The organism is Streptomyces sp. NPDC046876 (genome assembly GCF_040645035.1).
GTDB lineage: Bacteria > Actinomycetota > Actinomycetes > Streptomycetales > Streptomycetaceae > Streptomyces.
Map to the genome: position 1 here is coordinate 32571 of NZ_JBEYXK010000032.1, position 24369 is coordinate 56939.

Annotated in this window: 19 protein-coding genes and 2 pseudogenes; 9 read left to right on the forward strand and 12 right to left on the reverse strand. The window is 71.5% G+C overall.

What is annotated here, in order from left to right; translation table 11 throughout:
• Positions 1 to 21: 21 nt before the first annotated feature.
• From ABZ924_RS19005 to ABZ924_RS19045, 9 genes and pseudogenes are all read right to left on the reverse strand, one after another.
• Positions 22 to 300, reverse strand: a complete 279-nt coding sequence (locus ABZ924_RS19005) for a carotenoid oxygenase family protein (protein ID WP_361910653.1) — start codon at positions 298 to 300, stop codon at positions 22 to 24.
• Positions 278 to 667: pseudogene (locus ABZ924_RS19010) on the reverse strand (carotenoid oxygenase family protein); the annotation flags it as partial. The pseudogene ABZ924_RS19010 and the gene ABZ924_RS19005, both read right to left, overlap by 23 nt.
• Positions 648 to 1403 (reverse strand): carotenoid oxygenase family protein, encoded by a 756-nt coding sequence (locus ABZ924_RS19015; RefSeq protein ID WP_361910656.1) that lies wholly within the window; start codon positions 1401 to 1403, stop codon positions 648 to 650. The gene ABZ924_RS19015 and the pseudogene ABZ924_RS19010, both read right to left, overlap by 20 nt.
• On the reverse strand, positions 1400 to 1837 hold the full coding sequence (locus ABZ924_RS19020) for a TetR-like C-terminal domain-containing protein (RefSeq protein ID WP_361910659.1): 438 nt from the start codon (positions 1835 to 1837) through the stop codon (positions 1400 to 1402). The genes ABZ924_RS19015 and ABZ924_RS19020 overlap by 4 nt, the downstream gene beginning before the upstream one ends.
• 68 nt (positions 1838 to 1905) lie before the next feature.
• A pseudogene (locus tag ABZ924_RS19025) lies at positions 1906 to 2031 on the reverse strand (TetR/AcrR family transcriptional regulator); the annotation flags it as partial.
• Positions 2032 to 2156: 125 nt separating this feature from the next.
• A complete protein-coding gene (yjfF, locus tag ABZ924_RS19030) occupies positions 2157 to 3179 on the reverse strand; it encodes a galactofuranose ABC transporter, permease protein YjfF (RefSeq protein WP_361910662.1) in 1023 nt (340 codons plus the stop codon).
• Positions 3176 to 4273 (reverse strand): ABC transporter permease, encoded by a 1098-nt coding sequence (locus ABZ924_RS19035; protein WP_361910665.1) that lies wholly within the window; start codon positions 4271 to 4273, stop codon positions 3176 to 3178. Before ABZ924_RS19035 ends, yjfF begins: the two co-directional genes overlap by 4 nt.
• Positions 4270 to 5829, reverse strand: coding sequence for a sugar ABC transporter ATP-binding protein (locus tag ABZ924_RS19040; RefSeq protein WP_361910668.1), 1560 nt, complete (start codon positions 5827 to 5829; stop codon positions 4270 to 4272). The genes ABZ924_RS19035 and ABZ924_RS19040 overlap by 4 nt, the downstream gene beginning before the upstream one ends.
• A 121-nt stretch (positions 5830 to 5950) precedes the next feature.
• A complete protein-coding gene (locus ABZ924_RS19045; protein ID WP_361910672.1) occupies positions 5951 to 6961 on the reverse strand; it encodes an ABC transporter substrate-binding protein in 1011 nt (336 codons plus the stop codon).
• A gap of 286 nt (positions 6962 to 7247) precedes the next feature.
• Between ABZ924_RS19045 and araB the strand changes: the two genes are divergently transcribed.
• From araB to ABZ924_RS19060, 3 genes are all read left to right on the forward strand, one after another.
• The gene (gene araB / locus ABZ924_RS19050; RefSeq protein ID WP_361910675.1) at positions 7248 to 8942 is read left to right on the forward strand and encodes a ribulokinase; all 1695 of its coding nucleotides are present in this window, start codon (positions 7248 to 7250) and stop codon (positions 8940 to 8942) included.
• A gap of 67 nt (positions 8943 to 9009) precedes the next feature.
• Positions 9010 to 10521, forward strand: coding sequence for an L-arabinose isomerase (araA, locus tag ABZ924_RS19055; protein ID WP_361910678.1), 1512 nt, complete (start codon positions 9010 to 9012; stop codon positions 10519 to 10521).
• A 327-nt stretch (positions 10522 to 10848) separates the two neighbouring features.
• Positions 10849 to 12585 carry a glycoside hydrolase family 6 protein gene (locus tag ABZ924_RS19060; RefSeq protein ID WP_361910681.1) on the forward strand — a complete coding sequence of 579 codons (1737 nt, stop codon included), beginning with the start codon at positions 10849 to 10851 and terminating at the stop codon, positions 12583 to 12585.
• A gap of 115 nt (positions 12586 to 12700) precedes the next feature.
• Here the strand turns inward: ABZ924_RS19060 and ABZ924_RS19065 are convergent, their stop codons facing one another.
• The gene (locus ABZ924_RS19065) at positions 12701 to 13765 is read right to left on the reverse strand and encodes a LacI family DNA-binding transcriptional regulator (protein ID WP_361910684.1); all 1065 of its coding nucleotides are present in this window, start codon (positions 13763 to 13765) and stop codon (positions 12701 to 12703) included.
• A 348-nt stretch (positions 13766 to 14113) separates the two neighbouring features.
• Here ABZ924_RS19065 and ABZ924_RS19070 point away from each other — a divergent pair, with 348 nt between their 5' ends.
• The 4 genes from ABZ924_RS19070 to ABZ924_RS19085 are packed head-to-tail and all read left to right on the forward strand — an operon-like array spanning position 14114 to position 18904.
• On the forward strand, positions 14114 to 15460 hold the full coding sequence (locus ABZ924_RS19070) for an ABC transporter substrate-binding protein (protein WP_361910687.1): 1347 nt from the start codon (positions 14114 to 14116) through the stop codon (positions 15458 to 15460).
• Between the two features lie 39 nt (positions 15461 to 15499).
• On the forward strand, positions 15500 to 16516 hold the full coding sequence (locus ABZ924_RS19075; RefSeq protein WP_361910689.1) for a sugar ABC transporter permease: 1017 nt from the start codon (positions 15500 to 15502) through the stop codon (positions 16514 to 16516).
• 4 nt (positions 16517 to 16520) lie between these two features.
• Positions 16521 to 17414, forward strand: a complete 894-nt coding sequence (locus ABZ924_RS19080) for a carbohydrate ABC transporter permease (protein WP_361910692.1) — start codon at positions 16521 to 16523, stop codon at positions 17412 to 17414.
• 47 nt (positions 17415 to 17461) lie between these two features.
• Entirely contained in the window at positions 17462 to 18904 is a 1443-nt protein-coding gene (locus tag ABZ924_RS19085; protein WP_361910695.1) for a GH1 family beta-glucosidase, read from the forward strand.
• A 22-nt stretch (positions 18905 to 18926) separates the two neighbouring features.
• On the opposite strand, the gene ABZ924_RS19090 is transcribed toward ABZ924_RS19085, so the two are convergent.
• Both ABZ924_RS19090 and xylB read right to left on the reverse strand, forming a co-directional pair.
• Positions 18927 to 20147, reverse strand: coding sequence for an ROK family protein (locus ABZ924_RS19090; RefSeq protein WP_361910698.1), 1221 nt, complete (start codon positions 20145 to 20147; stop codon positions 18927 to 18929).
• Positions 20144 to 21592, reverse strand: coding sequence for a xylulokinase (xylB, locus tag ABZ924_RS19095; protein WP_361910701.1), 1449 nt, complete (start codon positions 21590 to 21592; stop codon positions 20144 to 20146). Before xylB ends, ABZ924_RS19090 begins: the two co-directional genes overlap by 4 nt.
• A gap of 93 nt (positions 21593 to 21685) precedes the next feature.
• Here xylB and xylA point away from each other — a divergent pair, with 93 nt between their 5' ends.
• Both xylA and chvE read left to right on the forward strand, forming a co-directional pair.
• Complete coding sequence (gene xylA, locus ABZ924_RS19100) at positions 21686 to 22858, forward strand: xylose isomerase (protein ID WP_361910704.1); 1173 nt, start codon at positions 21686 to 21688, stop codon at positions 22856 to 22858.
• A 417-nt stretch (positions 22859 to 23275) separates the two neighbouring features.
• Complete coding sequence (chvE, locus tag ABZ924_RS19105; RefSeq protein WP_361910753.1) at positions 23276 to 24337, forward strand: multiple monosaccharide ABC transporter substrate-binding protein; 1062 nt, start codon at positions 23276 to 23278, stop codon at positions 24335 to 24337.
• Positions 24338 to 24369: the final 32 nt, after the last annotated feature.

Here is a 24369-nt window from a genome sequence, read left to right on the forward strand (position 1 = left end):
AACGACCTTCCGCCAGGGCCGTCAGTCCCTGACGTCCGGGACCCAGTTCCCGTGCAGCCTCAGCGGCACCCGGACCGGCAGGTGGATACGGGCGAGCGGTTCGCCGCCGAAGTCCCGGGCGGCAAGGATCACCAGCTCGTCGCGGACCGGTCCGGGTCGAAGACGTACGCCATGACGTAGCCGTCGTCCTCCGCTGTCGGCGACTCGCCCGACACGAGACGCCCTCCCCGACCGTCCCGTCGCGCCCGAACTCGTGCGCCTCCGTGGTGCCGCGCTCCAGGTCGTGCTTGAGCAGGGCATTGCTGAACCCCTCCTCCGGACGGTCGTCGTCCGGGCCGCCGGGAGCGGCGTAGAGCTCGACGGCTGCGGTGTACCCGTACCGGTACGGGCGGCCCAGACGGCGGGGGTTGACCCGTGGGAACTCCTGGGTCCGTTCGTCGAGACGGTCCTCCCGTACCGTCCCGCGCGCCAGGTCGATCGTCCAGCGGTCCGGAGTGGGCCGGCTGGAGCCGATGTCCCTGATGTCGAAACCCTCGCCGTGCCGGACCACGTCGACGACGATCTGCCCGGACCCCTTCTCGTATGCGTTGAGGGTGTGCCCCACCAGACCGGGCGAGAGGTCGAACCAGCGCACTGGACCGTCCCCCTCACGCGGTACCACCCCCACCCGCGCCCCGCGCCGCGCGTCCCACGTGAAGGGGACGCCCGTGGCCAGACGGGCGGAACTGAAGACGACGGGCGAAGTCGAAGAGCAGCACGTGGTGCGGGGTGAGGGCGAAGTCGTGCATGTACGGGTTGCCGGGCACGCGGACCGTCGTCGTGCGCCGGACCGTGCCGGTCTCGTCCATGACGATGTGCTGGACGTCATCGGAGCCGTACAGGAAGGCGAGCGAGTGCAGCTCGCGGGTATGCGGGTCGAAGAGGGAGTGGGCGTTCGCGCTGTAGCCCTGCGGCGTCAGCCCCAGCGCGCAAGGGCCCACCGTGTCCAGGTCGTAGGTCGGCTCGTACGGCCTGATGCCGCCCTCGATGAGGGCGAAGGTACGCCCCGCGAGGCCGGCGACCTGCACGTTCGGTGAGATGTCGAGCCGCTCGCCGGCCGGGGTGCCACGGCGCGGCTCACCGAGCCGGTCGGCGACCGCGGAGGAGCGGACCCACCGGTTTCGGTACCACTCGGCGCGCCCGCCCCGGATCCGTACGCCGTGCACCATGCCCGCACCGAGCGTCCAGATGTGCGCGGCCGGGTCCTCCACCCCCAGCGGGTTGGGGCCGTTGCGTAAGTAGCGCCCGTCGAGATGTGCGGGGATCCGGCCGGTGACGGGAAGGGCGTAGGCGGTGACCTCCTCGGTGACGGGGGCGAAACGCCCCGACAGGTAGCGGTTGCGTTCACGTCGGACGGTCGTCACGCGGTTCGTCCTCCGTCGTCGGTGGTGCGGGCGCCGAACGCACTGCCGGTCGCCGCCATCAGCGCGTGGTAGCGCGGGCCGGCCTCCTCCGGGGCGAAGTGGCCGGCGAGCTCCAGGCTCACCGCGCCGTGCGCAGCCGCCCACCACATCTTCGCCAGTTCCCGCGCGTCACCGGACCGGAAGATCCCCGCCTCCATGCAAGCCGTTACGGTGGCCGTCGAGGTGTCGAAGGCCGTCTCGGCAACGGCCAGGGCGTCGGCACTGGGCCGGAAGCCGGGCACTGACTGATCGAACATCACCTCGTAGTAGGCCGGTTCGGACAGGGCGTGCTCCCGATAGGCCGTGCCGAGGGCGTTGAGGTGGGCCGGCGGACCGGTGGAGTCGGGGACGCTCTCCTGCGCGCGGCGCAGCCGGGCGAAGCCCTCCCGGTACATGGCGTCGATAACCCCTCCTTCCCGCCGAACATCGTGTAGAGGACCTTGGTCGACGAACCGACGTCGGCCGCGATCCGGCGCATCGTCAGCGCCGCCGGGCCCTCCGCCACCAGCAGATGAACGGCGCGGTCGAGGATCGTGGTGCGCACGGCGTCATGACCGGCACGCTGTGCCTCCTGATAAGGGGTACTCATGGGAAACACCGCATCCGGTCGGTAACAGCGTTACCACTCATTCGGCCCAGCCTGTCGTGAGGAAGTTCGTCACGGCCCGGGTGGTCCGTGTCCGTTCTCCCGAGGGCGGCGCCCGCGGCCCGGCGTCAGCGCGCGGCGGGCCGGCGGCCGCCCATCAGGCGTTGCAGCACGATGAACACGAGCAGCAGGGCACCGATGACGATCCGGGTCCACCAGGAGCTGAGCGTGCCCTGGAAGTTGACCAGCGTCTGGATCATGCCGAGGACCAGCACGCCGAGGGCGGTGCCCAGGACGAAGCCGGACCCTCCGGTTAGCAGCGTGCCGCCGATCACGGTGGCGGCGATCGCGTCGAGTTCCATGCCCATGGCGTGGAGGGCGTAGCCGGAGAGCGTGTAGAAGGTCAGCAGCAGACCGCCGAGCGCGGAACACAGGCCGCTGACGCCGTATACGGCGATCTTGGTGGTGCCCGTCGGCAGACCCATCAGGCGTGCGGAGGACTCGTTGCCGCCCAGCGCGTAGACGTTGCGGCCGAATCGCGTGTGGTGCAGGACGACGAAGGCGGTCACCAGCACGGCCAGGGCGATCAGCACGGGGAGCGAGACGAACAGTCCGCCCGGGCCGTAGAGCCTGGTCTGGGCGACTCCCGCTGTGACGGGATCGTTGATCGTGATGGATTCGGTACTGATCGTGTAGCAGAGCCCCCGGGCGAGGAACATGCCGGCCAGGGTGACGATGAACGGCTGGATCTCGAAGGTGTGGATGACCCAGCCCATGAGCGCCCCGCTCCCGGCGCCGGCCAGGAGGACCAGGGGGATCACGGCGGCCAGGGGCCAGCCGTGCGCCTCGACCAGCCAGGCGGTGAGCATGGTCGACAGGGCCACCATGGAGCCGATGGACAGATCGATGCCCCCGGTGAGGATGACGAAGGTCGCGCCGACCGCGACGACCAGCAGGAATCCGTTGTCTATCAGCAGGTTCAGCACGACCTGCGCGGAGAGGAAGCCCTCGTAGCGCACCGATCCGACACCGAACATGATGATCAGCAGGACCGCGGTGACGATCAGTGGGATACGGGCCCGGGCGCGCGGGGAAACGGTCGCGACGGGGCGGGCCGGTCGCGCGGCGGCGTTCACGGTGCCGGTACTCATGCTCGTACCTCCTGCTCCTGCGGGGTGGTGCCCGCCGTGGCGGGGGGTCGGGGAGTGGTTGTCCGGCGGCGTACGACCTTGGCCCGGAAGACCGGGGACTGCACGAGGCAGACGATGACGACGACGAAGGCCTTGAAGACGAGGGTGGTCTCGGGAGGGACGCCGAGGGTGTAGACGGTGGTGGACAGGGTCTGGATGATCAGGGCGCCCAGGACCGTCCCACCGAGGGAGAAGCGCCCCCCGGTCAGGGCGGTCCCGCCGACCACGACGGCGAGGATCGCGTCGAGCTCGATCCACAGACCGGCGTTGTTGCCGTCGGCGCTGGAGACGTTCGAGCTGATCATCAGCCCGGCGACGGCGGCGCACAGCGCACTGAAGACGTAGACCAAGGCGAGCAGACCGCCGGCCCGGATGCCCACCAGGCGGCTGGCGGTGGGATTGCCGCCGACGGACTCGATCAGCATGCCGAGGGCACTGCGGCGGGTGACGAAGGCGGTGAGCGCGACGAGGACGGCGGCCAGCAGGACGGCGAACGGGAGGAGGAGCCAGTAGCCGCCCCCGATCATCTTGTAGGGGGCGCTGGTCACCGTGATGATCTGGCCGTCCGTGATCAGCTGTGCGACGCCGCGGCCCGCGACCATGAGGATCAGCGTGGCCACGATGGGCTGCACCCCCAGCCCGGACACCAGCAGTCCGTTGGCCAGGCCCAGCACGAGGGCGACCCCGAGCGCGAGGGCGACGGCCGTGAGCGTGGTGGCGACGCTGCCGGGACGCGCCGCGGCGGAGATGTGTCCGCAGGCGAGCGCGCCGGCGATGGCGACGGTGGAGCCCACCGAGAGGTCGATCCCCCGTGTGGCGATGACGAGGGTCATACCGAGCGCCACGAGGACGAGGGGCGCGCCGAAGCGCAGGATGTCGACGAGGCTGCCGTAGAGGTGGCCGTCACGCACCCGGACCGAGAAGAAGTCGTGGTGGAACGCGAGGTTGCCGAGGAGCAGGGCGAGCAGGACGAGCGCGGGCCACAGCAGGCGGTGGCCGGCCGGCCGTCGCCCGTTGCCAACGGCGGCCCCGGACGGGGCGGGCTGGGGGGTCATGAGTCCGTTCCGGTGGCGATGGTCGTCAGGAGGCGTTCGGGCGTGACGGTGTCGTCGTTCGCCAGGGTGGCCACCATGCGGTGGTCGCGGAGCACGGCGATGCGGTGGCTCAGGCGCAGTACCTCTTCGAGTTCCGCCGAGATGAACAGCACGGCGGTGCCTTCGCCCGCCAGGCGGGCCACGAGTCTCTGGATCTCGGCCTTGGCCCCGATGTCGATGCCGCGGGTGGGTTCGTCGAGGATCAGGAGCCGGGGCTCGGTGAGCAGCCAGCGCGCGAGGAGGACCTTCTGCTGGTTGCCTCCGCTGAGGTGGCGTACCTGTGCTTCGGGGTCGGCGGGGCGGATGTCCAGGGCCTCGATCCAGTTGCGCGCCAGTTCGTCCTGTTTCGCGCGGGTCAGCGGCCTGGTCCAGCCGCGGGCGGCCTGCAGGGCGAGGACGATGTTCTCGCGGACCGTGAGCTCCTCCACCAGGCCCTCGGACTTGCGGTTCTCGGAGCAGAAGGCGATGCCCCGGGCGATGGCGTGGCGGGGACTGCGCAGGACCACCTTCCTGCCCTCGACGCGCACCTCTCCGGCGTCCGCGCTGTCCGCGCCGAACAGCAGGCGCGCCGCCTCGGTGCGGCCGGAGCCCAACAGGCCGGCCAGTCCGATGACCTCGCCGACGTGGATGTCGAGGTCGTAGGGTTCGATCGAGCCGGTACGGGTCAGCCGTCGGGCCCGGAGGAACGGCTCGCGGGCCGCCCGTTCGGCCCCAGGTCCCTGGGCACGGCCCGACAACCGGTCGAGGGTGGCCAGTTCTCCGCCGATCATGCGCTGGACGAGCTTCACCGGGGTGAGTTCGTCGATGGGGTACTCGCCTTCCAGCCGGCCGCCCCGCAGGACGGTGACACGGTCACAGAGGTCGAACACCTGGTCCAGGAAGTGCGTGACGAACAGAATGGCCACACCGCGGTCACGCAGGCGCCGCACCAGCCTGAAGAGCTGGGCCACCTCCTCGCGGTCCAGGCTGGAGGTGGGTTCGTCCAGCACGAGCACCTTCGCCGAGACGTCCACCGCCCGGACGATGGCGACGAGTTGCTGCACCGCCAGGGAATGCGCGTCGAGCAGGCCGGCGACGTCCAGGTCGAGCTCCAGCTCGGTCAGCAGCTCGGCCGCCCGCCGCCGCATCGCGGACCAGCGGACGAGACCGAACCGGCGCGGTTCGCGCCCGATGAGGATGTTCTCGGCGACCGAGAGGTTGGGGCAGAGGTTGACCTCCTGGTAGACGGTGCTGATTCCGGCCCGCTGCGCCTGGAGGGGGTCCGTGAACGCGTGGGGGCGGCCGTCGACGAGGACGGTGCCGTCGTCGGCGGGGTGGACACCGGTGAGCACCTTGATCAAGGTGGACTTCCCGGCGCCGTTCTCGCCCATGAGGGCGTGCACCTCGCCGGGGAAGAGCCGCAGGGCGACTCCGTCGAGGGCGAGCACGCCCGGGAACCGCTTGCGGATGCCGTGGGCTTCCAGGACCGGCCGCGGGCCGCCGGTGCCCGTGGGGGGCCGAGTGGACGGAGATGTCATCCGCCCTCCTCTCGTGTGTGGGTGGAGCGGGCCCGATCGCCGGGCCTCGCGGGCCGGCGGGATCAGGAGGGGACGGCCGGGCCCGCCGGGACTCCAGCGGCGGCGGGGCCGCCGCGCCGTGTCAGTACTTCCGCGACGGCAGCGCGGCCGCGGCCTTGTCCTGCGGGAACACGCCCTCCTGGGTTTCGACCCGGGCGGGCACGCTCTCCCCCGCGACGACCTTCTTGGCCAGTTCCATCAGCTGGTCACCGAGGAGCGGGTTGCACTCCACCACGACGTTGATCTTGCCCTCGGTCATCGCGACGAAGGCGTCCTTGATCCCGTCCACCGAGATCACCTTGATGTCCGTACCGGGCTTCTTGCCGGACTCCTCGATGGCCTGGATGGCGCCGAGGGCCATGTCGTCGTTGTGGGCGTAGAGGACGTCGATGTCCTTCTGGGACTTCAGGAACGCCTGCATGACCTCCTTGCCCTTGGCACGCGTGAAGTCACCCGACTGAGAGGCGACGATCCTGAACTTGCCGTCGGAGCGGATGGCGTCGGCGAAGCCGGCCTTGCGGTCGTTGGCGGGTGCGGAGCCCGTGGTGCCCTGGAGCTCGACGATGTTGACCGGACCCTGCGCGTTCGCGTACGCACCGGTCAGCCACTCCCCCGCGGCCTTGCCCTCCTTGACGAAGTCCGAGCCCAGGAAGGTCTTGTAGAGGGAGGTGTCCTTGGTGTCCACGGCGCGGTCGGTCAGGATGACCGGGATGCCCGCGTCCTTGGCCTCCTTCAGCACCGTGTCCCAGCCGGACTCCACGACCGGGGAGAAGGCGATCACGTCGACCTTCTGCTGGATGAAGGTGCGGATCGCCTTGATCTGGTTCTCCTGCTTCTGCTGCGCGTCGGAGAACTTGAGTTCGATCCCGGCCTTCTTCGCCGCCTCCTGGACGGACTTGGTGTTGGCGGTACGCCATCCGCTCTCGGCGCCGACCTGGGCGAAGCCCATGGTGATCTTGCCGCCGGAGCCCCCCTTGGCGCCGGAGGCCGGGCCCTGGGCGGGACCGGCGGCCGGGCCCTGGGTCGAGCAGGCGGTCAGCGCCGAGGAGGCGAGAAGTGCGGCGGTGAGGACGAGGACTGCTCTGCGAGCCATGACGGGTGTCCTTTCGGGGTGCGCGGAAGGGGCTCCGCACGGCCGTGGGTGCGGCGGGGCCGAGTGCAGCGGCAAGGGGCCGCCGTCGAGAAGGGGAGCCGTCGCATTGTGAGCGCTAACAAGTGCGGTTCTCAACCCTCTTGCTCGCGTTACCTGTCTGTTATCGCGCCGGACGCGAGATTGAGTGACTCATCGCGCGATCTGAGCGAACCCCCTTGCTCCTCGACATTGTTAGCGCTCACACTGCATGGCGTCCGACACCGCCACTCCTGCGAAAGGCATTCAGTTGACGTCACCCCACCTCCTCGCGCCCGCCCCCCGTTCCGTGGAACCGGAGCAGTACACGGTCGGTGTCGACTTCGGCACCCTGTCGGGCCGCGCCGTGGTGGTGCGGATTCGCGACGGGCAGGAGCTGGCGGCGGCGGTCCACACCTACCGGCACGCCGTCATGGAGCGGCACCTGCCGCACGACGGTGCTCAACTGCCACCGGACTGGGCCCTGCAACACCCCCAGGACTGGCGGGACGTGCTGCGCCGCGCCGTCCCGGAGGCCGTGGCAGCGGCGGGGATCGATCCCGCCGCGGTGATCGGCATCGCCACCGACTTCACCGCCTGCACCGTCCTGCCCACCCTGGCCGACGGGACCCCCCTCGCCGAGACGGAGCTCGCCGGACGGCCGCACGCGTGGCCCAAGCTGTGGAAGCACCACGCGGCCCAGCCGTACGCCGATCGGATCAACGAACTCGCCCACGCCCGCGGGGAGAAGTGGATCGCCCGCTACGGCGGCCGGATCTCCTCCGAGTGGCAGTTCGCGAAGGCCCTCCAGGTCCTGGAGGAGGATCCGCTCGTGTACGACACCTGCGCGCGGTGGATCGAGGCCGCCGACTGGATCGTGTGGCAGCTCACCGGAACCGAGTCCCGCAACGCCTGCACCGCCGGATACAAGGGCATCCACCAGGACGGTGCCTACCCGAGTGAGGAGTACCTGGCCGGGCTGAACCCCCGGTTCGCCGACTTCGCCCGTACCCGCCTCGCATTCCCGCTCTCCGCGCTGGGCTCACGCGTGGGCCCGCTCAGTACCGAGGCTGCGGCCTGGACGGGGCTGCGCGCCGGGATCGCGGTGGCCGCGGGCAACGTCGACGCCCACGTCACCGCGGCGGCGGCCCAGGCCGTGGAGGACGGTCAGCTGCTCGCCATCATGGGAACGTCCACCTGCCACGTCGTGAACGCTCCCGTCCTCGCCGATGTCCCCGGCATCTGCGGTGTCGTCAGCGGTGGGATCGTCGAGGGAGCCTACGGCTACGAGGCCGGCCAGAGCGCGGTCGGTGACGTCTTCGCCTGGGTACTGGACCAGGGCGTCCCACCGGAGTACCTCGCCGAGGCCGCCGACCGCGGCGAGGACCTGCACGCCCTGCTGAGCCGGAAGGCCGCCCGACAGCCGGTCGGCGGCCACGGACTGGTCGCCCTCGACTGGCTGAACGGCAACCGTTCGGTCCTCGTCGACCACCGCCTCTCCGGAGTCATCGTCGGTCTGACGCTCGCGACCCGCCCCGAGGACGTCTACCGCGCGCTGCTCGAGGCCACCGCCTTCGGCACCCGCGTCATCGTGGAGACCCTGGAAGCGGGCGGCGTACCGGTGCGCGAGTTCATCGTCGCCGGCGGACTGGCCAGGAACGAACTGCTGATGCAGATCTACTCCGACGTGCTGCGCCGCCCCGTCTCCCTCGCCGCATCGGACCAGGCACCCGCCCTCGGGTCGGCCATCCACGCCGCCGTGGCCGCGGGCGCGTACAGCGACGTGCGGACGGCCAGTGCCGCCATGGGCCGCCGGCTTCCGGCCGTCTACACGCCCGACGCCTCCCGGGCCGATGCCTACGACGCCCTCTACGCCGAATACCGGCTCCTGCACGACCGCTTCGGCACCGACGGCCAGCTGCACCGCCTGAGGCGCATCCGCGACACGACCCACACGGCGAACTGACCCGCGCCGCTGCCCGCCCTCCCCGCCCGCTTCGGCGCGTCGCGGGACATCACCTCCAGGAGTCCATGTGCCCAGCCGAACGTCACCCGCCCAGGAAATCTGGTTCCTCACGGGCAGCCAGCACCTGTACGGGGAGGAAACCCTGAAACAGGTCGCCGAACAGTCGCGGCAGCTGGCCGCCGCGCTGGACGACGCCTCCGGCATTCCCACACGCGTCGTGTGGAAGCCGGTGCTCACCGACGCCGACGCCATCCGCCGCCAGTGCCTCGACGCGAACGCCGACGACCGGTGCACCGGGATCGTCGCCTGGATGCACACCTTCTCGCCGGCGAAAATGTGGATCGCCGGACTGGACGCGCTGCGCAAGCCGCTGCTGCACCTGCACACCCAGTCGAACGTGGCCCTGCCCTGGAACACCATCGACATGGACTTCATGAACCTCAACCAGGCCGCCCACGGGGACCGCGAGTTCGGGCACGTCCAGGCCCGCCTCGGGGTGCCCCGCAAGACCGTGGCCGGACACGTCACCGACCCGGTGACGATCGCACGGGTGGCCGTCTGGGTGCGGGCGGCCGCCGCACGCTCCGAACTGGCCACCCTCAAGGCCGCCCGCTTCGGCGACAACATGCGCGACGTGGCCGTCACCGAAGGGGACAAGGTGGAGGCCCAGCTGCGCCTCGGCGTCTCCGTCAACACCTACGGCGTCAACGACCTGGTGGAGGTCGTCGACAGCGCGCAGGAGAGCGAGGTGGCCTCGCTCGTCGAGGAGTACGCGGACCTGTACGACCTGGCGCCCGAGCTTCGACGGGGAGGCGAACGGCACGAGTCGCTGCGCTACGCGGCCCGCATCGAAGCCGGCCTGCGCACCTTCCTCGAAGCGGGCGGCTTCCGGGCCTTCACCACCAATTTCGAGGACCTGGGCGGACTGCGCCAGCTGCCCGGCCTCGCGGTCCAGCGGCTCATGGCCCAGGGGTACGGCTTCGGAGGGGAGGGCGACTGGAAGACCGCCGTCCTGCTGCGCGCCCTCAAGGCGGCCGCCACGGGCCTCCCCGGCGGCACCTCCTTCATGGAGGACTACACCTACGACATGACACCGGGCAACGAGCTCATCCTCGGCGCACACATGCTGGAAGTGTGCCCCACCCTCGCGACCGCCAGGCCCGCCTGCGAGATCCACCCGCTCGGCATCGGCGGGCGGGAGGACCCGGTCCGGCTGGTGTTCGACGCCGCCCCCGGCCCGGCCGTGGTGGTCGGCCTCGCCGACCTCGGCGACCGGTTCCGTCTGGTGGCCAATGACGTCGACGTCGTGGCACCCCCGCACCCGCTGCCCGCCCTGCCCGTCGCCCGCGCGGTCTGGCGGCCCCGCCCCGACCTGCGGACCTCCACCGAATCCTGGCTGACGGCCGGCGGACCCCACCACACCGTCCTCAGCACCGCCCTGACCTCCGACCACCTCGACGATCTCGCGGAAATGCTCCGCCTGGAGCTCCTCCTCATCGAAGAGAGCACCACCCCGCAGCAGTTCCGGCGCGATCTGCGCTGGAACCAGGCCTACCACCGGCTGGCACTGGGGTTTTGAACCGGGCGGCCGGTACTCGCGGCCGAGGTCGCGCTTGCGCGGCGCGCCGACCGGGGGAAGCGCAATTCCTGAGCGAAATGCTTTCGACCCTTCGCGTACCTTGACTCGGCTGGGCTCCGTCCGCACAGTGGGAGCGCTCCCACTGGTTCACGGCTCGTGCACGGTCCCTCCGTGCCACGGCCAGGACGGCGCCCCCACCCGCGGACATGCGCTCTCCGGCCGTGCCATGGCCCGGTTCCGACCCCGCACCCCTCCCCGCACGACGCAGCGCCCCCACCGGCGCCAGGCTCCGCCTGCGCGCCCCTACCGGAAAGGGCACCCCGCGAAATGAGCCGCATCATCCCCCGCACCGCGTTACTGGCGGCCCTCGGCCTCGTCACGGCCGCGGGCGCCACCGCCACCGCCTTCGGCACCCCCGCCGGCGCCACCACCGCCGGCTGCAAGGTCGAATACCAGATCACGAACCAGTGGAACACCGGGTTCGGCGCCAATGTGGTCGTCACCAACACCGGAGACCCGGTCGCCGCCTGGACCCTGGAATGGACCTACGCGAACGGCCAGCAGGTCACCCAGGGCTGGAACGCCGCGATCACCCAGTCGGGGGCGGCCGTGACGGCCAAGAGCCTCTCGTACAACGGGTCACTGGCCACCGGCGGTTCGACGTCCTTCGGGTTCAACGGTTCCCACAACGGCACGAACGCCGTGCCCGCGACGTTCAAGCTCAACGGGGTCACCTGCAACGGTGCCACCGATCCGACCCAGCCCCCCACCACTCCCCCGACGACCCCGCCCACGACGCCTCCGCCCTCGGGCGGCAAGGTCGACAACCCCTACGCCGGCGCCAGGGTGTACGTGAATCCCGAGTGGTCCGCCAAGGCGGCCGCCGAGCCGGGCGGCACGAGGGTGTCGAACCAGCCCACCGCCGTCTGGCTGGACCGCATCGCCCTCGTCACGGGCGCCGGCGGCAAGATGGGCCTGCGCGACCACCTCGACGCGGCCCTGGCCCAGAAGGGCAGCGGCGAACTCGTCGTCCAGCTGGTGATCTACGACCTGCCCGGACGGGACTGCTCCGCGCTCGCCTCCAACGGAGAACTGGGCCCGACCGAGATCGACAAGTACAAGACGCAGTTCATCGACCCGATCGCCGCGATCCTCGCCGATCCCAAGTACGCCGGTCTGCGGATCGTCACCGCCGTCGAGATCGACTCGCTGCCGAACCTCGTCACCAACGTCTCGGGCCGCCCGACGGCCACCCCCACCTGCGACGTGATGAAGACCAACGGCAACTACATCAAGGGGGTCGGCTACGCGCTGAACAAGCTGGGCTCGGTCGCCAACGTCTACAACTACGTGGACGCGGGCCACCACGGCTGGCTCGGCTGGGACGACAACTTCACCGCCTCCGCGGAGATGTTCAAGCAGGCCGCCACCGCCGAGGGCTCCACGCTCTCCAAGGTCCACGGCTTCATCGTGAACACGGCCAACTTCAGCGCGCTGAAGGAGGACAACTTCAAGATCGACGACTCGGTGGGCGGCACCTCCGTGCGCCAGTCGAAGTGGGTCGACTGGAACCGCTACACCGACGAGCTGTCCTACGCCCAGGCCATGCGGGCCAAGGTGGTCTCGCTGGGCTTCGACGCCGGCGTCGGCATGCTCATCGACACCTCCCGCAACGGCTGGGGCGGCACGGCCCGCCCGACCGGACCCGGCGCGACGACCAGCGTGGACTCCTACGTCAACGGCGGCCGCTACGACCGGCGCATCCACCTCGGCAACTGGTGCAACCAGGCGGGGGCCGGGCTGGGCGAACGGCCGCAGGCGGCACCGGCCCCCGGCATCGACGCCTACGTGTGGATGAAGCCGCCGGGCGAGTCGGACGGGGCGAGCAAGGAGGTCCCGAACAACGAGGGCAAGGGTTTCGACCGGATGTGCGACCCCACCTACACGGGCAACGTCCGCAACGGCAACAGCATGTCGGGCGCACTCCCGGACGCGCCGCTCGCCGGACAGTGGTTCTCCGCACAGTTCCGGGAACTCATGAAGAACGCCTACCCGGCCCTGTGACGGACCGCCGGTGAAGGACCCGGAGCCGTACGGAACCACCTGGTTCCCGTACGGCTCCGGCCCGTACGCGCTCGGGCCCCGGCCGCGATCGGAACCGGCGCACGTCCCCCGCCGCTCAGGAGGAATCCCGCACGATCAGCTCCGTGGGAAGGACCCGCCGCTGCTCCTCCCCCGCCGCCGGGCCGGCTCCGGGCCCTTCGGCGATCTTCTGCAGCAGCAGCCGCGTCATCGTGCGGCCCATCTCCTCGATCGGCTGGCGCACGCTCGTCAGGGGCGGATCCATCAGGCGCGCCACCACCGAGTCGTCGACGCCGACGAGGGCCACGTCCTCGGGGACCCGTCGGCCGGCCTCGCGCAGCACCCCGCGCGCTCCGGCCGCCATCACGTCGGAGGCGGCGAAGACCGCGTCCAGCCCGGGGGCGCGCTCCAGCAGTGCGCGCATCGCCAGCCTGCCGCCCTCCTCGGTGAAGTCCGCGACCGCCAGGAGCGGCTCCTCGGGCGCGATCCCGGCCTCGGTGAGGCCCGCGCGGTAGCCTGCGAGGCGGGCGCGGGCCACGTACATGTCGAGCGGGCCGCTGATGGTCGCGATCCGGCCGCGGCCCCGGGCCACCAGGTGGGCGACGGCCGCCCGGCCGGCGCCGACGTTGTCGGAGTCCACGTAGTCGACGGGCTCGGCCTCGGAGCGCCGTCCGTTCATGACGACCGGCAGGCCCAGCCGCGCCATCCGGTCGGGCAGGGGGTCGTCCCCGTGGACGGATGCCAGCAGTACGCCGTCGACCCGCTGGGCGGCCAGGTACTGTTCGAACCGTCGGCGCTCCGCCTCGGTCCGGACGAGGGTGAGCAGCAACTGTTTGTCCGCCTGGGCGAGTTCGGCACTGACTCCGCGGATCAGGTCCAGGAAGTACGGCTCCGAGAACACCCGGGCCTCGGCCTCCGGGATGACCAGGGCGACCGCGTCGGTCCGGTTGCCGGCCAGCGCCCTGGCCGCCTGGTTGGGTACGTACCCGAGCTCGGCGACCGCGCGGGCGACGGCTTCCCTGGCCTGCTCGCTCACCCTCGGCGAGCCGTTGATGACCCGGGACACCGTGCCCCGGCCCACGCCGGCCAGGGCCGCGACCTCCTCCAGGGTGGGCCTGCCGTTCCGCTGTCCGCTCACGCCTCTCGCACTCCCCTCGCGCATCGCACTCCGCGTCGGCCCCGATCCGGTGGATCCGCCGACCATGATGGACCCCGCCGCTTCGCGCGGCACACCTTACGTCGAGGAGCGTCACGGGAGCCGTCATGGGAGCCATTATGGGAGCGCTCCCACCGTACCCTCGATCATCTGAAACACGCCACGCACGAATCCGCGTTCAACCCTTGACACTCACGCCCGCCAGGCAGGAACCTTCCGGCAGCGATGTGGGAGCGCTCCCACCCCGGGGCGCACCAGACGTCGCTTCAGGTCCGCGCGGGCCCTCGCCGAGCCGCGAACGAGCCGCCGGACCCCTGGCGCACGACCAGCACCGCCTTGGACGAGGAGAGTGGAATGCGCACTTCCAGCAGCAGACGTGGCCGCGGCCACCGCACCGCGCTCGTCACGGCCGTCGCCGTGGTGACCGCCGCGGCCTTGCTCACCGGTTGCGGAGGCGACGACGGCGGGGACGCCGGCGCGGACGCCGGCGGACAGATCAAGCTGCGGATCGCGACCTACGGTTCCTTCGGCTACGACAACGCCACCGGGGCGAAGCTCTACGCCGAATACGAGAAGTCCCATCCCCACATCAAGATCGAGGAATCGAACGTCGCGGACGGCCAGAAGTACTGGGACACGCTCAAGCTCCGCCTCTCCCGCGACAGCGGCCTCGCGGACATCCAGGCCCTGGAGGTGGGATACATCGCCGAGGCCACCGGTCCCTCGATGGCGGGCAAGTGGGCCGACCTCGGCAAGACGGGCGGCGCGGACCTCGGGTCGTTCCTCGACTGGAAGGTCAAGCAGGCCACCACGGGTGACGGCAAGGTCATCGGGCTCGGCACGGACATCGGCCCGATGGCCATCTGCTACAACAAGGACCTGTTCGCCCAGGCCAAACTGCCGACCGAGCGTGCGGAGGTCGCCCGGCTCTGGGCGGGCGACTGGGCGAAGTTCCTGGCGGCCGGGGAAACGTACATGAAGAACGCCCCCGCCGGGACCGCCTTCCACGACTCCGCCAGCGGGCTGTTCAACGCGGTCATCTCCAGCGAGGCCGTGCAGTACGCCAACGCCAAGGGGGAGCTGGACTACGAGAACAGCCCCGGCGTGAAGAAGGCCTGGGACACTGCCGTGGCGGCGGCTCAGGGCGGACTGACGGCCAAACTGCGCCAGTTCGACGAGAAGGGCACGTGGAACGCGGCCTTCAAGAACTCCAGGTTCGCCACGGTCGCCTGTCCCAGCTGGATGACGGGCATCATCAAGGACCAGGCGGGCCCGGAGAACCAGGGGAAGTGGGACATCGCCGCGCCGCCCGTGGCCGGGAACTGGGGCGGCTCCTTCCTCGCCGTGCCGAAGTCGGGCAAACACGTCAAGGAGGCGGCCGAGCTCGCCGCCTGGCTCACCGCCCCGGCCCAGCACGCCAAGGTCTTCGGCGTGAACGGCAACATCCCGTCCTCCAAGGACACCCTCGCCTCCCCCGCGGTCCAGGACGCGAAGCTGCCGTACTTCGGTGACACCCCGGTCGGCAGGATCTACTCGCAGGCCGCGGCCGGCATCACGCCCGCCCCGATCAGCCGCTGGGACGGTCAGGTGAAGACCTTCCTCACCGACAACGGAATCCTCGACATCGAGCAGCGCGGCACCGATCCGGCGAAGGCCTGGGAGAACGTCAGGAAGCTGGTCGCCGACAAGATCGACCGGTAACGCGGACCACCGCACGCATCGACCTGGAAGGAAGCCCCCGTGGCCACCTCCGTACGGGCGGCGGGCGACGGCTCCGCGCCGCCCGCCACACCGGTTCGGGGCCGCAGCGCCGGCCCCGGCTCCCCCAGCCGGCGGCCCCGCGGCCGCAGCGGTTGGCGCAGCACGCTCCACCGCCTCGACCTGAAGGCCGTCCCGTACGTCTTCGTCGCCCCCTTCTTCCTCACCTTCGCCGCCTTCGGCCTCTTCCCCCTGATCTACACGGGCTGGCTCTCGCTCCACCGGGTCGAGCTCGGCGGGGAGGCCCAGTGGAAGGGAATGGAGAACTACAGTTCGCTGGCGACCAGCGAATTCTTCTGGAACGCGCTGGCCAACACCTTCACCATCGGTCTGCTCTCGACCGTGCCCCAGCTGCTGATGGCCCTGGGCCTGGCTCATCTGCTCAACCACAAGGCCCGCGGCCGCGGGTTCTTCCGGGTCGCGGTCCTCGCCCCGTACGCCACCTCCATCGCGGCGGCGACGCTCGTCTTCGCCCAGCTCTTCAACACCGACTACGGTCTGATCAACACGGTCCTGGGCCGGGCCGGCTTCGCGCCGGTCGACTGGGAGTCCTCCAAGTGGCCCGCTCAGATCGCGATATCGACGATCGTGACCTGGCGGTGGACGGGCTACAACGCGCTGATCTATCTGGCGGCGATGCAGGCCGTACCGCAGGACCTGTACGAGGCCGCCGCGCTGGACGGGGCTTCGCGCCGGCGCCAGTTCCTCAGCGTGACCGTCCCTTCCATCCGGCCGACGATCCTCTTCACCGCCGTCGTCTCCACCATCGGCGCCACCCAGCTGTTCGGCGAGCCGCTGCTCTTCGGCGGCAGCGTGGGGATCAGCGGCGGCAGCGGCAACCAGTTCCAGACCCTGAGCCTGCTGATGTACGAGAAGGGGTGGGTGACCGGCGCGCTGGGCCAGGCCTCCGCCATCGCCTGGGTCATGCTCCTGCTCCTCCTGCTCGTCGGCGGCCTCCGGATCCTGATCTCCCGACTGCGCACGAAGGCGGGGAGCTGAACCCATGGCCCGCACACCCGACACGACCGCCTCCGGGGCGCCGCGCGTCAGGCGTCTTCGCCCGTCGGCCGGCCGTCAGCACCACGCGGGACCGCTGACCTACGTCCTCCTGGGCCTGGCGGCCCTGCTCTCCCTCTTCCCCCTCTACTGGAACCTCGTCGCCGCCTCCCACACGGGCGAGCGGGTGGTCAAGGCCCCGGCGCCGCTGTTGCCCGGCCCCCGGCTGCTCGACAACCTCTCCTTCGCCTGGAACCAGGTCGACATGGGCGAGGCACTGGTCAACACGACGATCGTGGCCGGCCTGGTGGCCCTGTCCACCGTCCTGTTCTCCACCCTGGCCGGATTCGCCTTCGCCAAACTGCCCTTCAAGGGCCGGGGCGCCCTGCTGGCCCTCGTGGTGGCCACCATGACGATCCCGCCGCAGCTCAGCGTGATCCCCCTCTACCAGATCATCACGGACCTCGGCTGGGTCGATCAGCTCCAGTCGGTCGTCCTGCCTTCGCTGGTCGCCGCCTTCGGCGTGTTCTTCATGCGCCAGTACCTCCTCGAGGCACTCCCGGTGGAGCTCGTGGAGGCGGCCAGGATGGACGGCGCCCACAGCCTGCGCATCATCTGGCACGTGGTGTTCCCCGTGGCACGGCCCGCGATGGCGGTCCTCGGGATGCTCGTCTTCGTCCAGGCCTGGAACGACTTCTTCTGGCCGTTCATCGCGCTGACCCCCGACGGCAACCCGACCCTGCAGGTCGCCCTGGCCGGCCTCGGAGCGGGCAACCACACGGTCGACCAGGCCGTCGTGCTGACCGGCGCGCTCATGTCCACGCTGCCGCTGCTCGTGGTCTTCGCCGTTCTCGGCAAGCACATCGTGGGCGGCATCACCGCGGGCGCCGTCAAGAACTGACGGCGTCTGACGACTTCATCCGAACCCGTGTTGGGAGCGCTTTTTCGATGACCGTGCCCGAGACCCGGCCACTCACCGCCACCCGCACCTTCCCGTCCGGTTTCCTGTGGGGCACGGCCACCGCCGCGTACCAGATCGAAGGCGCCGCCCGTGAGGACGGCCGGACCCCGTCCATCTGGGACACCTTCTCGCACACCCCCGGCAAGGTCTTCGAAGGTCACACCGGTGACGTGGCCGTGGACCACTACCACCGCTTCGCCGAGGACGTCGGCCTCATGTCCGCACTCGGCCTGGGGGCGTACCGGTTCTCCGTCTCCTGGTCGCGCGTCCAGCCGACCGGCCGGGGCCCGGTCGTCCAGAGGGGCCTGGACTTCTACCGCCGGCTCGTCGACGAACTGCTCGCCGCGGGCATCGTGCCGGCGCTCACGCTCTACCACTGGGACCTGCCCCAAGACCTGGAGGATGCGGGGGGCTGGCCGGAGCGCAGGACCGCCGAGCGGTTCGCCGAGTACGCGGGTCTCGTGGCCGCTGCCCTCGGAGACCGGGTGAAGCTCTGGACGACGCTCAACGAGCCCTGGTGCAGCGCGTTCCTCGGCTACGGCTCCGGCGTCCACGCCCCGGGACGGACCGACCCGGTCGCCGCCCTGCGCGCGGCCCACCACCTCAACCTCGGCCACGGCCTCGCCGTCCGGGCCCTGCGGGCCTCGCTGCCCGGCGACGCCCGGCTCGCGGTCTCCCTCAACCTCCACGCGGTCCGCCCCCTGACACCCTCTGCCGAGGACCGGGAGGCGGCCCGTCGCATCGACGCCGTCGGCAACCGGATCTGGCTGGGACCGATGCTGGAGGGCGCGTACCCCCGGGACCTGTTCGCGGACACCGCCCACCTGACCGACTGGTCCTTCGTCCGGGACGGCGACGCCGCGACAATCCACCAGCCGCTGGACCTCCTCGCCGTGAACTACTACACCCCGACGGTCGTCTCGCACGTCGCGCAGGGCGCCGAGCGGCCGCAGGACGACGGCCACGGCGACAGCGAGCACTCGCCCTGGCCCGGCGCGGACGACGTCGCCTTCCACCGGGCGCCGGGTGAACGCACCGCGATGGGCTGGTCGGTCGACCCCGACGCGCTCTACGACCTGCTCACCCGTACCGCCGCCCGCTATCCCGGCCTGCCGCTCGTCATCAGCGAGAACGGCGCCGCGTACGAGGACGAGGTCGGCCCCGACGGCGGGGTGCACGACCCGCAGCGCGCCGCCTACGTCCACGCGCACCTCGACGCCGTGCACCGGGCGATCACAGACGGTGCGGACGTGCGCGGATACTTCCTGTGGTCGCTGCTCGACAACTTCGAGTGGTCCTACGGCTACGCGAAGCGCTTCGGCGCCGTTCACGTCGACTACGACACCCTGGAGCGCACGCCCAAATCGAGCGCTCTCTGGTACTCCCGCGTGGCCCGGACGGGACGGTTGCACGCCCCGGGCGGGGCGTAGCCCCCGGAAGGCGGCAGAGGGCTCACACGGCCTGGCGGACGGGCAGGCGGGTGGGGTCGGCGATGATCCGCTGCACGGTCGACCACGCCGCACCCAGTACCGGTCCGCGGCGCCCCAGGGCGGAGGGGCGCACCGCCTCGGGGTTCCAGGGCCTGACGGTGACCCGGGCCGCCAGTTCGGCACGTATCGGGGGAAGGAGCCACTCGGCGAGTTCGGCGTAGGCACCGCCCAGGACGAGGGCGTCCGGGTCGATCAGGTCCACCGCCGAGACGAGGGCGAGGCCCAGGGCCCGTCCGGCGCGGTCCAAGGCCCGCAGGGTCGCCCCGTCCCCGGCGCCCGCCCGCTCGGCCAGCACGGCCACCGGGTCGCCGGCGCCCGCCAGCCCCGCCTCGCGCAGTACGGCGGCTTCGCCCGCGTACTGCTCCAGACAGCCGCGCGCCCCGCAGGGACACGGTGCGCCCTGCGGGTGGACGGGCAGGTGGCCGAGTTCGCCCGCGAAGCCGCGGGCGCCCCGGAACAACCGGCCGCCTATGACCAGCGCCGCGCCGATTCCGGCCTCGGCGGAGACGTGGAGGAAGGTCTCGGCGGGGTGTCCCTGCTGCCGTTGCTCGGCGAGCGCTCCGAGGTTGGCCTCGTTCTCCGGCTCGGGCACGGTGTCGGGGTCGGGCCAGTGGTCGGCGGGGCGGACGGCCTTCCAGCCGAGGTTGGGGGCGTTGGCGACCAGTCCGCCGGGGGCGTTCGGCACCACCCCCGGGACGGCCAGGACGCGGCCCTCGACGCGCAGGCCGAGGGCAGTGGCCTCGGACTCCGCGTCGGCGGTGAGCGCGGCGGCCTCCCTCAGCACCTGCCCGGCCGGCCGGCCCGCGTTGGCCCGCTCCACCCGGCGCCACACCCGGGGTTCGCCGCGCAGGTCGACGACGCACACGGCGAGATGGGTGACGCCGATCTCCAGGCCGAGCCCCGCGGGGCCCCGGTCGTTGAGGGCCAGGGCCCGCCCGGGGCGGCCGACGCGTCCGCTCGGGGCGGTCTCCGTCTCGGTCAGGGCGGTGCGGCCGATCAGCTCGTCGACCAGGGAGGAGACGGCCGGCCTGGTCAGGCCGGTGTGTCCGGCGACGCCCGCCCGGGAGAGCGGGCCGTGCGCGGCGACCGCGCCGAGCACCGCGGCCAGGTTCTGCCGGCGCATCCCCTGCTGGGAGGCGGGTGCGGTCTGCGCGCTCCCGCCCGGCCTGCCGAGCGAGGTCATCGCTCCCGTCCCTCCTGTCGTTCGTCCGGCGGGACCTCCTGCAGGGCCCGCGCCCGCCGCAGCGTACCGGTGATCCGTTCGAGCGTGTCGTCGTCACGGGGTACGGGCTCCAGCACCCGGCCCTCCGTGGTGCGCCAGCGCCGGGCGACGGCGTCGGCGGGCTCACCGGTCAGCAGGGCGGCGGCCTGCGCGGCGGCCCCGAGCGCGACCAGTTCCCGGGCCCGCGGCACCTGGACGGCCCGGCCGGACAGCCGCAGGACCGTGTGCTGCCAGGCCCTGCCCCCTGCTCCGCCGCCGATCAGCAGCAGGGGTTCTTCCGCGGCCGGGTCTTCGCCCGTGGCGCGCAGTACGTCGTCCAGGGCTGTGAGCAGGGCATGGGCGGCGCCGTCGTAGGCGGCCTGGAGCAGCTGGCCCGGTGTCGTGTCGTGGCGCAGCCCGTGGACCAGACCCGAGGCACCCGGGAGGTCCGGGGTGCGCTCGCCGTCGAGGTAGGGGAGCACCACCACCGTGCCGCCTTCCTCGACGTCCTCGCGGTCGCGGCCGGCGAGGGCGGCGAAGCGGTCGACGGCGAGGGTGCAGTTGAGCGTGCAGGCGAGCGGCAGCCAGCCGCCGAGGGCGTCGGCGAAGCCGGCGACGGTCCCGTTCGGGTCGGCGGGCCGGGTCCGGCCGACGGCGTAGACGGTGCCCGAGGTGCCGAGGCTCAGCACCGGACGGCCGGGGGTCAGGCCCAGCCCGAGGGCGGCGGCCATGTTGTCGCCGGTCCCGGTGGCCACGAGCGCGCCTTCGCGCAGCGGCGTGCCGGCCCGGACGAGGCCCGCCCGGGCGCCGGGCGCGAGGACTTCCGGCAGGAGAGCGGAGTCGAGCCCGATCCGGGCGAGGACGTCCCGGTCGTAGCCGTCGGGGCCCCACCAGCCGGTTCCCGACGCGTCACCGCGGTCCGTCACCGCCTCCCCGGTCAGCCGCTCCGTCAGGAAGTCGTGGGGAAGCCGGACCGCGGCGACGCGGCCGGCGGCGGCGGGCTCCTGCGCGCGCAGCCAGGCCCACTTGGCGGCGGTGAAGGCGGCCGTCGGGACGCTTCCGGTGCGGCGGGCCAGCTCTGCCGGGCCGAAGGCGGCCGCGAGCGCGGCGGCCTGCGGGGCGGAGCGGACGTCGTTCCACAGCAGTGCGGGGCGCACGGGCCGGCCGGCCGTGTCGAGGGTGACCAGGCCGTGCTGCTGGCCGGCGATCGAGCAGGCGGCTGCCCGGTCCGCCCAGCCGGTGGCCGCCGTGGCCTCGCCGAGCGCCCGCCACCACTGTTCGGGGTCGCTCTCGCGTCCGGGGCCCGCGCTGACGGTGTGCGCGGCGCGGCCCTCGCCCAGGACGGCGCCGGTCTCCAGGTCGACGGCGAGGGCCTTGGTGGACTGGGTCGAGCTGTCGACGCCGATCACGACACGCTGTGCGGGCATGGGGTCCCTCCGGTGGGGTTCCTTCTGGCGTCTCGGCATACTAATTTGTTTTTCGCCATTACAAATAGACCTCGGCCTGATCCGGAGCGCCTCATGAGCAGCGACCCGCTCGTCCCCACTCCCGCGCACAGGTTCACCTTCGGCCTGTGGACCGTCGGCTGGCAGGGGCGGGACCCCTTCGGCGACGCCACCCGAGCCGCCCTCGACCCGGTCGAGACCGTGGAGCGGCTGGCCGGGCTCGGTGCCTACGGCGTCACGTTCCACGACGACGACCTGATCCCCTTCGCCTCCGGCGAAGCCGCCCGCGAGCAGGCGGTCAAGCGCTTCCGCACCGCTCTGGACACGGCCGGGCTGAAGGTGCCGATGGCCACCACCAACCTCTTCACCCACCCGGTGTTCAAGGACGGCGCGTTCACCGCGAACGACCGCGACGTGCGCCGGTACGCGCTGCGCAAGACGATCCGCAACATCGACCTGGCCGTGGAGCTCGGCGCCTCGGTCTACGTCGCCTGGGGCGGCCGCGAGGGCGCGGAGTCGGGCGCGGCCAAGGACGTGCGCACCGCCCTCGACCGGCTGAAGGAAGCCTTCGACCTGCTGGGCGAGTACGTCGAGGACCAGGGCTACGACCTGCGCTTCGCGATCGAGCCCAAGCCCAACGAGCCGCGCGGCGACATCCTGCTGCCCACCGTCGGCCACGCCCTGGCGTTCATCAACGAGTTGGACCGGCCCGAGCGGGTCGGCCTCAACCCGGAGGTCGGCCACGAGCAGATGGCCGGGCTGAACTTCCCGCACGGCATCGCCCAGGCCCTGTGGCACGGCAAGCTGTTCCACATCGACCTCAACGGCCAGAGCGGGATCAAGTACGACCAGGACCTGCGTTTCGGCGCGGGCGACCTGCGCCAGGCCTTCTGGCTGGTCGACCTGCTGGAGTCGGCGGGTTACGAAGGCCCGCGCCACTTCGACTTCAAGCCGCCGCGCACGGAGGACCCTGCCGGCGTCTGGGCCTCGGCCGCCGCCTGCATGCGCAACTACCTGCTCCTGGCGCAGCGTTCCCGCGCCTTCCGGTCGGATCCGGAGGTCCAGGCCGCGCTCGCCGCCTCCCGGCTGCCCGAACTGGCTCTGCCCACGGCCGAGGACGGCCTGGCCGGCCTACTGGCCGACCGGTCCGCGTTCGAGGAGTTCGACGTCGACGCGGCCGCCCGTCGCGGCATGGCCTTCGAACAGCTGGACCAGCTGGCCCTCGAACACCTCCTCGGCGCCCGCTGACCCGGAGTGCTCATGAGCCGGGCCGCGCCCTTGCGCGGCCCGGCCCCCCCGAAGGGAATGTTAACGCTAACAATCGGCGCGTCAAGGACCGTGCGCCGCCCTCGCCGCGGAAGCCCGGCTCGGACCCGTCCGACGATCCGGGGCACTCACTCCCGGAAGGGCCATACGCCGCACCGAAGTTGGCCCCGCCCGGTGATCCGCACAGACCCTTGACGGCGCTCTTGTGAGCGTTAACACTCAGGATCGCCAGGCCGGAGACGCCGCACACCACACGACTTCGCACCGTGCGAGGACGCGGCTCCCGGCCGGCCCCGCCCGACCGTTTCCGGTTGCCCCTGCCGGGGCGCGCTGTGCCGGTCGCGGACCATCACTGGAGGAACTGTGCGGAAGCTTTCAGCGGGCCTTGCCGCCCTGGGCATGACGCTGGCGCTGGCGGCCTGCGGCCAGAGCGCCAACGGAGCGGGCGACGGAGGGGGCGGCAGCGACGCCAAGGGCGGCCTCATCGGCATCGCGATGCCGACCAAGTCGTCGGAGCGCTGGATCAACGACGGCACCAACATGGTCAAGGAGTTCCAGGCCAAGGGCTACAAGACGGACCTCCAGTACGGCGACAACGTCGTGGAGAACCAGGTCTCCCAGGTGGAGAACATGATCACCAAGGGGGCCAGACTGCTGGTGATCGCCGCCATCGACGGTTCCTCGCTCACCAATGTGCTGCAGCGGGCCGCCGACGCCCACGTCCCCGTCATCTCCTACGACCGGCTGATCCGCGGCACCGGCAACGTCGACTACTACGCGACCTTCGACAACTTCAAGGTCGGCGTCCTCCAGGGCAGTTACATCGTCGACAGGCTCGGCCTCAAGGACGGCAAGGGCCCCTTCAACGTCGAGCTGTTCGCCGGCTCTCCGGACGACAACAACGCCGCGTTCTTCTACAACGGCGCGATGAGCGTCCTCCAGCCGTACATCGACGACAAGAAGCTGGTCGTGCAGAGCGGCCAGACCTCCCTCGCCCAGATCGCCACCCTGCGCTGGGACGGCGGTCTCGCCCAGTCCCGGATGGACAACCTGCTGAGCAAGGCGTACACGACCGCCCGTGTCGACGCCGTCCTCTCGCCGTACGACGGCATCTCGATCGGCGTCATCTCCTCGCTGAAGGGCGTCGGCTACGGCACACCGGGCCGGCCCCTGCCCATCGTCACGGGTCAGGACGGCGAGCTGGCCTCGGTGAAGTCGATCATCGCGGGCGAGCAGACCCAGACCGTCTACAAGGACACCCGCCAACTGGCCAAGGTCGCGGTCCAGATGGGCGACGCGCTACTGACCGGCGGAAAGCCCGAGGTCAACGACACCCGTCAGTACCACAACGGCGTCAAGACCGTTCCGGCGCAGCTGCTCCAGCCGGTCAGCGTCGACAAGGAGAACTACCGCAAGGTCCTGGTGGACAGCGGCCAGTACACCGAGGACCAGCTCAAGTAGCAGCCGGCGGGTGCGGTGCCCGGGGAGACCCG

Coding starts and splice junctions, on each gene's coding strand:
- ABZ924_RS19065 (WP_361910684.1), bottom strand. CDS start 13,765: ATGCGCGAGGGGAGTGCGAGAGGCGTGAGCGGACAGCGGAACGGCAGG.
- ABZ924_RS19040 (WP_361910668.1), bottom strand. CDS start 5,829: ATGACATCTCCGTCCACTCGGCCCCCCACGGGCACCGGCGGCCCGCGG.
- ABZ924_RS19080 (WP_361910692.1), top strand. CDS start 16,521: ATGGCCCGCACACCCGACACGACCGCCTCCGGGGCGCCGCGCGTCAGG.
- ABZ924_RS19070 (WP_361910687.1), top strand. CDS start 14,114: ATGCGCACTTCCAGCAGCAGACGTGGCCGCGGCCACCGCACCGCGCTC.
- xylA (WP_361910704.1), top strand. CDS start 21,686: ATGAGCAGCGACCCGCTCGTCCCCACTCCCGCGCACAGGTTCACCTTC.
- ABZ924_RS19060 (WP_361910681.1), top strand. CDS start 10,849: ATGAGCCGCATCATCCCCCGCACCGCGTTACTGGCGGCCCTCGGCCTC.
- ABZ924_RS19090 (WP_361910698.1), bottom strand. CDS start 20,147: ATGACCTCGCTCGGCAGGCCGGGCGGGAGCGCGCAGACCGCACCCGCC.
- chvE (WP_361910753.1), top strand. CDS start 23,276: ATGACGCTGGCGCTGGCGGCCTGCGGCCAGAGCGCCAACGGAGCGGGC.
- ABZ924_RS19085 (WP_361910695.1), top strand. CDS start 17,462: ATGACCGTGCCCGAGACCCGGCCACTCACCGCCACCCGCACCTTCCCG.
- ABZ924_RS19045 (WP_361910672.1), bottom strand. CDS start 6,961: ATGGCTCGCAGAGCAGTCCTCGTCCTCACCGCCGCACTTCTCGCCTCC.
- ABZ924_RS19035 (WP_361910665.1), bottom strand. CDS start 4,273: ATGACCCCCCAGCCCGCCCCGTCCGGGGCCGCCGTTGGCAACGGGCGA.
- ABZ924_RS19020 (WP_361910659.1), bottom strand. CDS start 1,837: ATGTACCGGGAGGGCTTCGCCCGGCTGCGCCGCGCGCAGGAGAGCGTC.
- ABZ924_RS19005 (WP_361910653.1), bottom strand. CDS start 300: ATGCCCTGCTCAAGCACGACCTGGAGCGCGGCACCACGGAGGCGCACG.
- xylB (WP_361910701.1), bottom strand. CDS start 21,592: ATGCCCGCACAGCGTGTCGTGATCGGCGTCGACAGCTCGACCCAGTCC.
- yjfF (WP_361910662.1), bottom strand. CDS start 3,179: ATGAGTACCGGCACCGTGAACGCCGCCGCGCGACCGGCCCGCCCCGTC.